Genomic DNA, 12,357 nt, shown 5'->3' on the forward strand with positions numbered 1-12,357 from the left:
AGCCGCCATGAGCGCCGCCTGGGGAGTCGCGCTGGGCCTCGGTCTGGCGCTCTATCTCGCCACCGCCTGGTGGCACTCGCGCAAGCCGCTGCCGCCGGGGCTGCGCCTGGAAGGTCCCTGGCGGGACGCCGAAGGGGCGCGGCTGCTGCGCGACGAGACCTTTATCGACGCCCAGGGGCGGCAGCGCTGCCGCCAGCAGATCGTCGACGAGCTGCTGGGCCTGATCGCCCAGGCCCAGCGGCTGATCGTCATCGATATCTTCCAGCTCAACGACCCCGAGCAGGCGCCGCCCGACTGCCACCGCCGGGTCTCCGCCGAGCTGATCCAGGCGCTGCTGGCGCGCCGGCGCGAGGTGCCGACGCTGGCGATCGTGCTGATCACCGACCCCATCAACCACGTCTACGGCGGTCAGCCGGCCGGCCACTTCGAGACCCTGCGCCAGGCGGGCATCCGGGTGGTGGAGACCCACCTGCCCGCTTCCCGCGATCCCAACCCCAGCTGGAGCGCGCTGTGGCGCCTGACCATGCGCTGGTGGGGCAACGCGCCGCGCAGCGGCTGGCTGCCCAACCCGGTGGGACCAGGCAAGGTCACCCTGCGCAGCTACCTGGCCTCGCTGAACCTGAACGCCAATCACCGCAAGACCCTGATCGCCGATCATGGCGATACCTGGCGAGCGGTGGTCAGTTCCTGCAACCTCAACGATACCAGCAGCCACTACCGAGAGCTGGGGCTCAGCTTCGCCGGGCCCGCCGCCCTGGACCTGCTGGCCTCGGAGCAGCGTATCGCCGGCTATTCCGGTACCCCCGTCGATCCGCCTGCCACGGCGGGAGTCGCCGCCTCACGAAGGGGGACGCCGCGGCTGCGAGTGCTCAGCGAAGGGGCGATACGCGACGCCCTGCTGGATACGATTCAAGACGCCAGACCCAGCGAGCGGCTGGATATCGAGGTGCTCTACCTGTCGCACCGGGGGGTGATCGCCGCGCTGCACGATGCCCACCGCCGCGGGGTGATCCTGCGCGTGCTGCTCGACCCCAGCAAGGCCCACTTCGGCCGCCCCAGCCCCGGGATTCCCAACCGCCCGGTGGCCGGCGAGCTGCACGCTGCCGGGATCGCGGTACGCTGGAGCGACACCCGTGACGAACAGGCCCACGCCAAGCTGCTGCTGCGCAGCGGCGGCGATCGCCCGGCGATGCTGCTGCTCGGCTCGGCCAACTTCACCCGTCGCAGCCTCGACGACCTCAACCTGGAGGCCAACGTCCAGCTCGAGGCCGAGCACGACCATCCGGCCATGGCCGACGCCCGGGCCGCCTTCGAGCGCCACTGGCACAATGGCCCCGAAGCGCGCTACAGCACCGACTACGCGGCCTACGCCGACCGCTCGCGGCTGCGCTACTGGCGCTACCGGCTGATGGAGGCCACCGGCTGGTGCACGTTTTAGACTCTTCGCAGATTGGCGTGAACTGGCTCTGTGGGAGGGAGCTTCAGCTCGCGAAGTAGCGCGCAGCGCTACCCATGGGGCGCCTGCAGCGCCTTCGCCCGGCAGAGCCGGCCTCCCACAATCAAACCTGCCAAACATGTTCACGCTAAAGTGCGAAGAACCACTTTTAAGCAAGCCCTGATCTCTTGCGACGCTCGCTGCCCCACCTACCACCCACAGGATTCAGCATGCCACACCGCGACCTCTACCATGCCTTCGTCGACCAGGGGCTCGATACCTGGCTGGCCCGGCTTCCCGACCAGCTCGCCGCCGGCCTGGACCGCCGACGCTACGGCGACCTGCCCGCCTGGGAAAAGGCCGTGGCCAAGCTGCCGGCGCTGCCCGACGCGCGCCGGGTCCACCTCGACCGGGACACGGTGACGGTGGCCTGCGAGCTGGACGACAGCCGGCGGCGCCAGTGCGACAGCCTGCTAAGGGCGCTCATGCCCTGGCGCAAGGGGCCCTACGCGCTTGCCGGCATCCTTATCGACACCGAGTGGCGCTCCGACTGGAAGTGGCGGCGCGTGGCCCCTCACCTGGCGCCGCTGGCCGGCCGTCGGGTGCTCGACGTGGGCGGCGGCAGCGGCTACCACGGCTGGCGCATGGCCGGCGCCGGCGCCGACTTCGTGCTGGTAATCGACCCCTCGCCGCGCTTCTACTACCAGTTTCAGGCGCTGCGCCACTTCGTCGGCGACGCCGACGGCCACCGCACTCACTTCCTGCCGGTAGGCATCGAGGAGGTCCCGGCCCGGCTCGAGTTCTTCGATACGGTCTTCTCCATGGGGGTGCTCTACCACCGTCCCTCGCCCCTGGAGCACCTCCAGCAGCTCAAGGAGGCCCTGCGCCCCGGCGGCGAGCTGGTGCTGGAGACCCTGGTGGTAGCCGGCGACGAGACCACCGTGCTGCTACCCGGCAGCCGCTACGCGGCGATGCCCAACGTCTACTTCCTGCCGTCGTCGGCCGCGCTCTGCCAGTGGCTCCTGCGCTGCGGGTTCGAGAATGTCCGGGTGGTGGACGAGGCGGTGACCACCACGGACGAGCAGCGCTCGACCGAGTGGATGACCTTCCAGTCGCTGGCCGACTTCCTCGACCCCGAGGACCCGACCAGGACCCGGGAGGGCTACCCCGCGCCACGCCGCGCCGTGGTCATGGCCAATCGGCCGAAGTGAAACAAGCGGGGAGCTACTGGAACATCTCCAGCAGGGTGGGATGCCAGATCGAAGGCGGAATATCCCCATCTTGCCCAGGATCCGACGTTTATCGATGCAGCGCAGCTGATCAAGCAGTATCCGGGCAGGCTTGTCCTGAAAGATCAAGGAGGGACGGCAGCCGAGAGGCTGCCCCTTGCTGGTCACCGGCGCCACGATGACCCTGGGGAGCGCCGCATTCATATCATCCGGCGAGATGATAAGCGCAGGACGTGTCTTGCGAATCTCGGTGCCCACCGTGGGATCGAGGTTGACCCAGTAGACCTCGCCGCGGCGGATCTCTCGGCCTACCACTGCCACTCTTCCTCATCAGCTTCACTCTCAACCAGCTCATCCCAAACCGCATCATCATGGCTGGCATCATAGCCATCAAACCAGTGACGGCGCGGCTGCTTGACCGGCTCCACCACCAGCCGCTGCCCCTCCAGATGAATCTCGACTTCATCACTGACCCCCAGCTCCGCCAGCATGGCAGCCGGAATCAGTACCCCTTTCGAGTTTCCGATCTTTCTAAGATGCGTCCTCACTTCACCCCTCCTGCCAAATAGGCACTGCGTATGTAATAACATGGTTATTACACTTGAGCATCAGGATGTCAACGCCTCAGGATCACCAGCCAGCGTCCCAGGTTGAGGATGCTGGCAAGCGACGCCGCCACATAGGTGAAGGCGCAGGCGGTCAGCACATGGCGGGCGCCGGGCATGTCGTAGGGGGGATGTACTCCTTGAGCAGCGGCAGGGCCCGCTGGAAGCTGGCGTCGAACTCCACCGGCAGGGTCACCAGATGCACCAGCGCCGCGGTGCCGAAGCTGATCACCGCCGCGGCCACCACGATGGCCAGGCCGCCGGGCAGGCGGGTGAGCACGAACAGGAAGGGGGCCGCCATCATCAGCACGGCGCCCAGCTTCTCGGCCTTCTGGGCCACCGCCACCAGCCGTGAGCGGGCCAGCAGCGGCGCATAGCCCTGATGATGCTGGATGGCGTGGCCCACCTCGTGGGCCGCCACCGTCACCGCGGTGAGCGAGCGCCCCCATAGACCTCCGGCGAGAGCCGCACCCGGCGCGCCTCCGGGTCGTAGTGATCGCCGTGATCGGTAGGCTCCACCTTGACCCCCTCGATGCCCAGCCGACGCAGCAGATGGTCGGCCAGCTCCGCCCCAGTGCCCGGGTAGTCATCGCGAGCTTGGGCGTGGCGCTTGATGACCCACTGGGCCCAGACATTGGGCAGCAGGAAGATGGCCAGCAGCAGGAGAACGGCAATAACGATCATCGAGGCGGGGCTCCGGGTCGGCTGTGATGCATTGGACACAGCCTACCAGAGCGGGTTTCCTCGGCGATCATTCCTTAAGGATTGCTCCAGCATTGCTCAAGGCTGTCCCCGGCGCCTTTCGCTGGCGCGCCCCGGTTACTTCAGACGCTTCGCAGACTGGCGTGAACTGGCTTTGTGGGAGGGACGGTTCGACGCCTCGACTTCAGCTCGCGAAGTAGCGCAAAGCGCTACCCATGGGGCGCCTGCGGCGCCTTCGTCGAAGCGTCGAACCGCCGGCAGAGTCGAGACGTCGAACCGCGGCCTCCCACCATCAAGCCTGCGAAACATGTTCACGCTAAAGTGCGAAGCACCTTACTTCAGCAGCTCGCGGATGTCCTTCGCCTCCCAGTGGGGAAGTACTTGCGCACCAGGGCGTTGAGCTCGATCTCGAAGCCGGCCCAGTCGACCTCGCCGATCGGCGTCTCGCCGCCTTCGGCCACCCGGCGCACCATCCCGGCGCCCACCGTCACGTTGGAGAGCCGGTCGATGACGATGAAGCTGCCGGTGCCGGGGCTCTTGTCGTAGGCGTCCAGCGGCACCTCGGCGGTCAGCTCCACCCGGCAGCGGGCGATGGCGTTGAGCTCGAGGCGCTCGGCCGAGTGGCGCTCCAGGGTGTTGACGTCCACCTGATGGAGGATCTCGCCGACCTGCCCCGAAACCGAGCGGCCCGCCAGGCGGATGTCCACCGGACGCCCCGGCACCAGCGGCTGCTCGTGCATCCAGACGATATCGGCCTCGAAGGCGTTGGACATCGCCACCTCGGCGTCTTCGGCCACCAGCCAGTCGCCGCGGGAGATATCCAGCTCGTCGGCCAGGGTCACGGTGATCGCCTCGCCCGGCCAGGCCGCCTCCAGGTCGCCATCGAAGGTGACCACCCGCTCCACGGTGGAGGTCTTGCCCGAGGGCAGCGCCTTGACCGCTTGGCCCGGGCGCAGCACCCCCGCCTCCAGGGTCCCCGCATAGCCGCGGAAGTCGAGGTTGGGGCGGTTGACGTACTGCACCGGCAGTCGCAGGTCGACCAGGTTGCGGTCCCGCGACACCTCCACGTTCTCCAGCAGCTCCAGCAGCGGCGGCCCTGCGTACCAGGGGGTGCGCTCGCTGCGGTTGACCACGTTGTCTCCCTCCAGCGCCGACATCGGCACGAAGCGAATATCCCGGGCCGAGAGCTGCTCGGCAAAGGCGCGGTAGTCGGCGACGATGGCATCGAAGCGCACCTGGTCGAAGTCCACCAGATCCATCTTGTTGACCGCGATCACCAGATGCTGGATACCCAGCAGATCGGCGATGAAGCTGTGGCGCCGGGTCTGGGTTTGAACGCCATACCGCGCATCGATCAGGATGATGGCGAGACTCGCCGTGGAGGCCCCGGTGGCCATGTTGCGGGTGTACTGCTCGTGGCCCGGGGTGTCGGCGATGATGAACTTGCGCTTGTCGGTGGAGAAGAAGCGATAGGCCACGTCGATGGTGATGCCCTGCTCGCGCTCGGACTGCAGGCCGTCCACCAGCAGCGCCAGGTCCACGGCCTCACCGGTGGTACCACTCTTCTTGGAGTCCCGCGTCAGCGCCGCCAGGTGATCGTCGAAGATCATCTTGGAGTCGTGCAGCAGCCGGCCGATCAGGGTCGACTTGCCATCATCGACGCTGCCGCAGGTGATGAAGCGCAGCAGGTCCTTGTTCTCGTGCTCGTGCAGGTACTGCTCGATATTGTCGGCGATCAGAGTCGATTGATGTGCCATACAAAACCCTTTAGCTATAAGCCGTAAGCGATAAGCTGTAAGTAAAACCAACCCTAGCTTGCAGCAAAGTCATCTTTGTCCAGCGAGGTGATCAAGCCATATAGCATGGAGGAAATTTCACGAGTCTCCAGCAGCCAATGTCGACCTTGCTGGGAGTCGATATAGTCAATATCCATGCCGATATAGATCTGCGTACGCAGCTCAGAGCAGGAACCTCTTGCGATAATCAGAAAATGCCGTTTGTCCTTGGTGGTATAGCGCGTCATCCCTTCCGCGATATTGCTGGGTATGGATAGGCCGGACCTTGTTATCTGATCCTTAAAGCCGAAATCTCTGAGGTCCCGCATCGCCTTGTAGAGCTCTGCTGACAGCCTTGCCGAGCGTTTCCATACTTGCAGCTTCTCAAAATTCATTGCCGCCACCTCTGCAAACTGTTGGAAGTACTTACAGCTTACAGCTTAGGGCTTACGGCTCTTCTAGGCGCTCCGCGCCTAGAAGTACCCCTCGCGCTTCTTCCTCTCCATGGAGCCCGCCTGGTCGTGATCGATCGCCCGGCCGCTGCGCTCGCTGGTGCGGGTCAGCAGCATCTCCTGGATGATCTCCGGGAGAGTGTCGGCCCGCGACTCCACCGCCCCGGTCAGCGGATAGCAGCCCAGGGTGCGGAAGCGCACCCACTTCTCCTCCGGCACCTCGCCGGGTTGCAGCGGCAGGCGCTCGTCGTCGACCATCACCAGCATGCCGTCGCGCTCCACCACCGGACGCGGTGCGGCGTAGTAGAGCGGCACGATGGGAATCTGCTCGAGATGGATGTACTGCCAAATATCCAGCTCGGTCCAGTTGGAGAGCGGAAAGGCGCGGATCGACTCGCCCTTCTGGACCCGGGCGTTATAGAGGTTCCACAGCTCGGGACGCTGGTTCTTGGGGTCCCAGCGATGGAACTTGTCGCGGAAGGAGAACACGCGCTCCTTGGCGCGGCTCGCCTCCTCGTCGCGGCGCGCGCCGCCGAAGGCGGCATCGAAGCCGTACTTGTCCAGGGCCTGCTTGAGGGCCTGGGTCTTCATCACGTCGGTGTAGCCGCTGGAGCCATGGTCGAAGGGGTTGATGCCCGCGGCGCGCCCCTCCTCGTTGGTATGGACCAGCAGCTCCATGCCGGCTTCCGCGGCCATGCGGTCGCGGAATTCGATCATCTCGCGAAACTTCCAGGTGGTATCCACGTGCAGCAGCGGGAAGGGCGGCGGGCCGGGATAGAAGGCCTTGCGCGCCAGGTGCAGCATCACCGAGGAGTCCTTGCCGATGGAGTAGAGCATCACCGGGTTGGCGAACTCGGCGGCCACCTCGCGGATGATGTGGATGGACTCGGCCTCCAGCTGCTTGAGGTGAGTCAGCCGCTGGGGCGTCGGCGCTGCCCCGACCGGGGGGCAGCCGGCTCTCGCGCTGGTGCATGAAGACTGGTCATCGGCCCGGATACCTCGCATGACGATGGGCGAAAAGGATCATGCGAGACAGGGTACCGCCGGGCCAATCATAACGTAAAAGAATGATTGCCTATCTTTTTAGGCCAACAAAGAATATCAGATACGCCTCAGAGGTCGACGCGCTCTACCCACGTAACCCAGCTATCGCTGCCCAGATCCAGCACCCGATAGCCGGGGCGGGAGGCCTCGTCGATGGCGAAGGTCGTCGCGCCGGGCAGGAACTGGTCGGTAGTGGAGGGGCAGCCGTAGACCGCCACCTCGCCCTGGACCTGGTGCTGATGGCTGGCAAAGGCCTGATGGATATGGCCACAGAGGATCGCCTTGACCTGCGGATAGGCCGCCAGGGTCTGCCAGAAGGCGTCGCGGTCGGCAAGGCCGATCTCGTCGAGCCAGGCGGAGCCGATGGCCAGCGGCGGATGGTGCATGGCCAGCAGCGTGGGGCGATCGTCCTCCTCGAGGCGCTCGGTCAAAGCGGCGAGGCGTTCCGGCCCCAGCTCACCATGGGGCTGGCCGCTGACCCGGGAGTCCAATACCAGCAGGCGCCAGTCGCCGAGGTCAATCTCATCGTGGGTCTCGCGGACCGCCGCCATCAACGCCGGCTCGTCGTGGTTGCCGGCCAGCCAGAACCAGGGGCAGCCCAGCCGCGACAGCGTCTGGTCGGCCAGCCGGTAGGAGGCATCGGTTTCGTCCTGGCTGATATCGCCGGTCACCACCACCAGGTCGGGGCGCTCCCGCCCGGCCGCCTCGACCACCGCTTCGAGCTGGCGCAGCGGGAAACCGGCGCGGGAGCGCGCGGCGGGATCGGCGTGAAGATGACAATCGGTGATCTGTACCAGGCGCATCGGGGCAACGTCTCGTCAAGGAAGCGGGGGATCAGGGAAGCTGGGGCTGGTCGACGGCGTGACCGTGGGCCAGGCCATGGGCCAGCCACTCGCCGAGGAAGCGGTTGAGCTGCAGCTTCTCGTCGGGCTGGAACATGCGCAGGTTAGGGTAGCGGTAGCGGCCGTCGAAGTGGCGCTCGCGCTGGAAGTCGGTGACCTCGGCCATGCGCACGTCGTGATAGAGGTGTACCCGCATGCGCGGCGGCTCGATCAGGGCGTCCATGAGGCCGCTCTGGGTGACCCGCACGATGGTGGTGTAGGGCGCGCGTTCGAGCACCGCCATCAGCAGCGTGCCGAAGCGGCCGCGCTTGCCGGCCAGCTCGAGCTCCCGCGTCTCGCCGGCCGCCAGATTGCCCAGCAGCCGGGTCAGGCGCAGGTAGTTGGCGCTGCACTCCCCCTGCAGGCCCTTCAGGTCGGTCACATAGGCGCTTCTTGCCACGCTACCTCCTTGCTCTCAGGGACGCTCGCTGGCCGGCCAGCCAGTGAAAGGCGATCAGACACATGGCATTGTCGAGTCGCCCGGCCTGCAGGAGTTCCCAGGCCTGGGAAAACCCCAGCACATGGACGCGGATGTCCTCGTGCTCCTCGTCGACGCCGTGCACCCCGCCGAGCCCGCTGCTGTCGACCAGGGCGCAGTACAGGGTGACCCGCTCGTCGCAGGCGCCGGGGCTGGGGTAGTAGGTATGCAGCTCGACCAGCTCGCCCACCGGGCAGCCGGCCTCCTCCATGGCCTCGCGGCGCGCCACCTCGGCCGGGCTCTCGCCGGCTTCCACCAGGCCCGCCACCACCTCGAGCTTCCAGGGTGAGTCGGGGTCGCTGAGGGCGCCGGCGCGGATCTGCTCGACCAGCACTACGGCGTCTCGCTCCACATCGTAGAGCAGCACGCCCACGGCATCGTGGCGACAGTGTACCTCGCGAACCACCTCGCCGCTCCAGCCGCCCTCGAAGAGACGGTGGCGCAGGCGCACCTGCTCCAGGCGAAAGAACCCCTGGTGCAGGCAACGCCGCTCTATCACCTCCACGTCGGCGGCGGTGAAGGGCTCGAGCAGGCCGGCGCCCCGGCTCGGGTCGCTGCGGTCGGGCATGCGGGTCTCCGAATTCGACGAATGGCGACCATTATCATGACCGGAGCGGGGCCTGCCAACCTCCATCTTGCCGACATCAAGGATATCGCAGATAGCTTGCATAGCTCGGGGCTGACTGTCGGCAAGCCTGCAAGGAGGCGCTGTGAACCCCTCCCTGGGCGCTACCGGCGCCATCCATGGCGCAGGACCTCCTTTTCGGCTTGCCCCAGCGCCCCACGCTTTTCGTAACGGCGATAGCCCTTTTGCCGACACGGAAGGGGGCGCCGCGCGGGGGTCAGAGCCGGTCGAGCAGCGCGCTCGCCTGGTCGCGCAGCGCCTCGTCGGAGGCGGGGCGGCTGGCCCGCGCCTCGCCCTCCACGGCGCGGCGGGCGTGCTCGCGCGCCTCGTCCAGGCGTCCCTCTTCCTCCAGGAAGGCAGCGTAGTAGAAATTGACGTCGATGCCGTCCGGGCGAATCTCGAGGGCGCGCTGGAACATCTGCTCGGCGGTGTCGCTGCTGCCGAAGCCTACCAGGCCGCCGGGCACGCGGTCGTAGAGCGCGCCCAGGGTCACATAGGCCGAGCCGTTGCCGCCCTCGGGGTCGAGCTCGATGGCCCGCTCCAGGGAATCGCGGGCGCTGCGCGCGCTGGACATTGCCCCCAGGCCGCTGCGCTCCCGGGCGTGAGAGGCTTCGATGATGCCGTGCCAGATCAGCGGCATCGCCTCGTCGGGGTGGGCGGCCGCCAGCGCCTCGGCCTCATCGGCCAGGGCATCGAGGGCGCGCCGGGCATCACCGCCTGCCGCTCCGGTGGTGATCGCCTCCCAGCGCTCGGTCAGGGTCCCCACCTCCGCCTCCCAGGCCAGGGCGTTGGAAAGCGGTGCCAGGGTCAGGCCGAGGCCCAGGACGGTGGCCAGCAGTCGAGGTCGCATCATCGGGTGTCTCCTTGTTCGGTTCGTTGTTATCCCGCGGCAGAGCCGCGTTGCCACACCCGCAATGTAACGAACGTTTGAATGATCCGCCACTCAGGGGGTCACGCGATACCGCTGCCCCTTGGCGCCGACGCCCACCTGGCGTATGTTCCAGCCACAGGCGAGACAGCGAGGAACCTCATGAAAGGCCGCAACATGACCCGCTGGCGCGATCCCGCCAAGGACCCGCGCCAGGAGCCCAAGAGCAACCTGATCACCGCCGAGGGGGCCGAGCGGCTGCGCGGCATTCTCGACCATCTCTCGAGGGTCAAGCGCCCCGCCCTCTCGGCCAAGGTGGGCGAAGCCGCCGCGCTCGGTGACCGCAGCGAGAACGCCGACTACACCTACAACAAGAAGGAGCTCAACCGGGTCATCGCCCGCATCCGCTACCTGACCAAGCGGCTCGACGAGCTACAGGTGGTAGATCGGCTGCCGGCGGACACCGGCAAGGTCTATTTCGGCGCCTTCGTCACCCTGGAGGACGACGAGGGCGAGGAGACCCGCATCCGTATCGTCGGCCACGACGAGATCGACACCGCCAAGCGCTGGATCAGCGTCGATTCGCCGCTGGCCAAGGCCCTGCTCGGCAAGCCCCTGGACGAGGAGGTGACGGTGGCCGCTCCCGGCGGCGAGACCACCTACGTGATCACCGAGATCGCCTATCGCGATCCTCAGGCATAGGAGCCCTGCCATGCCGGTCGTCTTTCGCTACAAAGGAATCAGGTTTTTCTTCTATTCCAACGAGGGAAATCCGCTAGAGCCTATACATATCCATGCAGAGAGCGGGGACGGAGAAGCCAAGATCTGGCTCGAGCCTCAGATCGCTATCGGCAGCAGCGCTGGCTACAATCGAAAGCAGCTTTCACAGCTCATGCAGCTGGTGGAAGCACATCGTGACGAGATCGAGAGGGCCTGGAATGAGCATTTCCGCCAAGACCGTTAGCTTTGATGACTACACCATGTGGGTCGAGCTCAATGACGGCAGGACATTGGGTGTGCCATTGGCCTGGTTTCCGCGCCTCCTGCATGCCAGCCCTGCCGAAAGGACTCAGTGCCGCATCAGCTATTCCGGCAAGGGCCTGCACTGGGATGAGCTCGATGAGGATATCTCTGTGGAGGGGCTACTTGCCGGCCGTGGGGACATGACACAGCACCACGAGCGTGTCGCCTGATCAGCGCTTGACCGCTCGATATACCCGGAAGCGGCGGTCGTCGGCGAGTATCTCGAAGCCGCCGAAGGCGCGCTCGAGCAGGTCCGGGTAGGGCAGGAAGGCGTTGGCCACCAGGATCAGCGAGCCGCCGGGCCGCAGGTGCGCCGGGGCCTCGCGAATCAGCCGCCCGGCCGGGCCGTAGTCGATGGCCCGCTCCTGGTGGAAAGGCGGGTTGCTGACGATGGCATCGAAGGTTCGCCCGGCCAGCGCCGAGTAGACGTCGCTTTCTAGCGCCTCTGCCCTCAGGGCGTCGCCCGCCTGGGCATTGGCGGCGAGGGTGCGCCGGGTCGCCTCCACGGCGAAGGCGTTGACGTCCACGGCGGTGACCGCATGGCCTCGCCGCGCCAGCCAGGCGGCCAGGATGCCGTCGCCGCAGCCCATATCCAGAATATCGCCCAGCGCGCCTCCCGAAGCGTCGCCTGCCGGCAGCGCGCCTGGCAGGGTCTCCAGCAGCAGCCGGGTGCCGTCGTCGAGCTTGCCGTGGCCGAAGACGCCGGGGTGGCTGGCCAGGGTGAGCCGCTCGGCTCCCGGGTCGACCTCGAAGGAGGTCCAGGCCGCCTCGGGGTCGAGTGCCACCCGGTCCAGTCGCGTCTGGAACAGCGAGCAGCGCCGGGCGCTGTCGCGCTTGCGCGAGCCCAGGCCCAGCGCGGCCAGCACCTTGAGCACCCGCTTGATGCCGCCCTGGTTCTCCCCACCAGCTGCAGCGGCGTCCCCGGCGGCAGCGCGGCGCACAGCCACAGCAGCCACCACTCCCCCAGCGCATGACTCTTGGGCCAGAAGAGCACCGCCCCGGGGGGCGGCGGCGTGCCGGGCGCCACCTCGAAGGGCGAGACGCCTTGCCGCCCGGCGGCTTGCCAGGCAGCGCGCACCGCCAGATCGGCGCTGATCGCGGTGCCCCGCCCCCCTCCAGCCAGGGGTCCCGGGGCGGGGCCACCCACCACCAGCCGCGGTAGTCGGCGTCCTGGCGCGCCAAGAGCTGGCAGACCGGGGTCACGGCACGGGTCGTCTCGGGTCCGGCGTCTTGCGTCAAG

12 protein-coding genes and 4 pseudogenes are annotated in these 12,357 nt (G+C 67.1%); 5 read left to right on the top strand and 11 right to left on the bottom strand.

The window, feature by feature from the left end; all coding sequences use genetic code 11:
• The first annotated feature begins 7 nt into the window (after window positions 1-7).
• Both ACSJDS_RS16850 and cmoB read left to right on the top strand, forming a co-directional pair.
• Window positions 8-1,438: a phospholipase D-like domain-containing protein gene (locus ACSJDS_RS16850; protein ID WP_473034246.1), complete on the top strand. Its 1,431-nt coding sequence runs from the start codon at window positions 8-10 to the stop codon at window positions 1,436-1,438.
• A 227-nt stretch (window positions 1,439-1,665) separates the two neighbouring features.
• Window positions 1,666-2,646: a tRNA 5-methoxyuridine(34)/uridine 5-oxyacetic acid(34) synthase CmoB gene (gene cmoB / locus ACSJDS_RS16855; RefSeq protein WP_473034247.1), complete on the top strand. Its 981-nt coding sequence runs from the start codon at window positions 1,666-1,668 to the stop codon at window positions 2,644-2,646.
• A 75-nt stretch (window positions 2,647-2,721) separates the two neighbouring features.
• Here cmoB and ACSJDS_RS16860 read toward each other — a convergent pair.
• From ACSJDS_RS16860 to ACSJDS_RS16905, 10 genes and pseudogenes are all read right to left on the bottom strand, one after another.
• Window positions 2,722-2,985 (bottom strand): annotated as a pseudogene (locus ACSJDS_RS16860) (type II toxin-antitoxin system PemK/MazF family toxin); the annotation flags it as partial.
• A complete protein-coding gene (locus ACSJDS_RS16865; RefSeq protein WP_473034248.1) occupies window positions 2,973-3,212 on the bottom strand; it encodes an AbrB/MazE/SpoVT family DNA-binding domain-containing protein in 240 nt (79 codons plus the stop codon). The pseudogene ACSJDS_RS16860 and the gene ACSJDS_RS16865, both read right to left, overlap by 13 nt.
• A 68-nt stretch (window positions 3,213-3,280) precedes the next feature.
• Window positions 3,281-3,953, bottom strand: a pseudogene (locus ACSJDS_RS16870) (zinc metallopeptidase).
• A gap of 351 nt (window positions 3,954-4,304) precedes the next feature.
• Window positions 4,305-5,728, bottom strand: a pseudogene (gene cysN, locus ACSJDS_RS16875) (sulfate adenylyltransferase subunit CysN).
• A 53-nt stretch (window positions 5,729-5,781) separates the two neighbouring features.
• Window positions 5,782-6,141, bottom strand: coding sequence for a four helix bundle protein (locus ACSJDS_RS16880; RefSeq protein WP_473034249.1), 360 nt, complete (start codon window positions 6,139-6,141; stop codon window positions 5,782-5,784).
• Between the two features lie 78 nt (window positions 6,142-6,219).
• The gene (gene cysD, locus ACSJDS_RS16885; RefSeq protein ID WP_473035059.1) at window positions 6,220-7,113 is read right to left on the bottom strand and encodes a sulfate adenylyltransferase subunit CysD; all 894 of its coding nucleotides are present in this window, start codon (window positions 7,111-7,113) and stop codon (window positions 6,220-6,222) included.
• Between the two features lie 197 nt (window positions 7,114-7,310).
• On the bottom strand, window positions 7,311-8,045 hold the full coding sequence (locus ACSJDS_RS16890; RefSeq protein WP_473034250.1) for a phosphodiesterase: 735 nt from the start codon (window positions 8,043-8,045) through the stop codon (window positions 7,311-7,313).
• Between the two features lie 31 nt (window positions 8,046-8,076).
• Complete coding sequence (locus ACSJDS_RS16895) at window positions 8,077-8,523, bottom strand: DUF1249 domain-containing protein (RefSeq protein ID WP_473034251.1); 447 nt, start codon at window positions 8,521-8,523, stop codon at window positions 8,077-8,079.
• Window position 8,524: 1 nt separating this feature from the next.
• Complete coding sequence (locus ACSJDS_RS16900; RefSeq protein WP_473034252.1) at window positions 8,525-9,169, bottom strand: NUDIX domain-containing protein; 645 nt, start codon at window positions 9,167-9,169, stop codon at window positions 8,525-8,527.
• Window positions 9,170-9,443: 274 nt separating this feature from the next.
• Window positions 9,444-10,079 carry a tetratricopeptide repeat protein gene (locus ACSJDS_RS16905; RefSeq protein WP_473034253.1) on the bottom strand — a complete coding sequence of 212 codons (636 nt, stop codon included), beginning with the start codon at window positions 10,077-10,079 and terminating at the stop codon, window positions 9,444-9,446.
• 177 nt (window positions 10,080-10,256) lie between these two features.
• On the opposite strand from ACSJDS_RS16905, the gene greB reads away from it, so the two are divergent.
• Genes greB through ACSJDS_RS16920 form a run of 3 tightly spaced genes read left to right on the top strand, consistent with a single transcriptional unit; the run spans window position 10,257 to window position 11,287 of the window.
• Entirely contained in the window at window positions 10,257-10,796 is a 540-nt protein-coding gene (gene greB / locus ACSJDS_RS16910) for a transcription elongation factor GreB (protein WP_473034254.1), read from the top strand.
• 10 nt (window positions 10,797-10,806) lie between these two features.
• Window positions 10,807-11,058 carry a DUF4160 domain-containing protein gene (locus tag ACSJDS_RS16915; RefSeq protein WP_473034255.1) on the top strand — a complete coding sequence of 84 codons (252 nt, stop codon included), beginning with the start codon at window positions 10,807-10,809 and terminating at the stop codon, window positions 11,056-11,058.
• A complete protein-coding gene (locus ACSJDS_RS16920) occupies window positions 11,033-11,287 on the top strand; it encodes a DUF2442 domain-containing protein (RefSeq protein ID WP_473034256.1) in 255 nt (84 codons plus the stop codon). Before ACSJDS_RS16915 ends, ACSJDS_RS16920 begins: the two co-directional genes overlap by 26 nt.
• Here the strand turns inward: ACSJDS_RS16920 and ACSJDS_RS16925 are convergent.
• Window positions 11,288-12,356, bottom strand: a pseudogene (locus ACSJDS_RS16925) (methyltransferase). It abuts the gene before it with no gap.
• Window position 12,357: the final 1 nt, after the last annotated feature.

Source organism: Halomonas sp. SL18_1, from assembly GCF_055755715.1.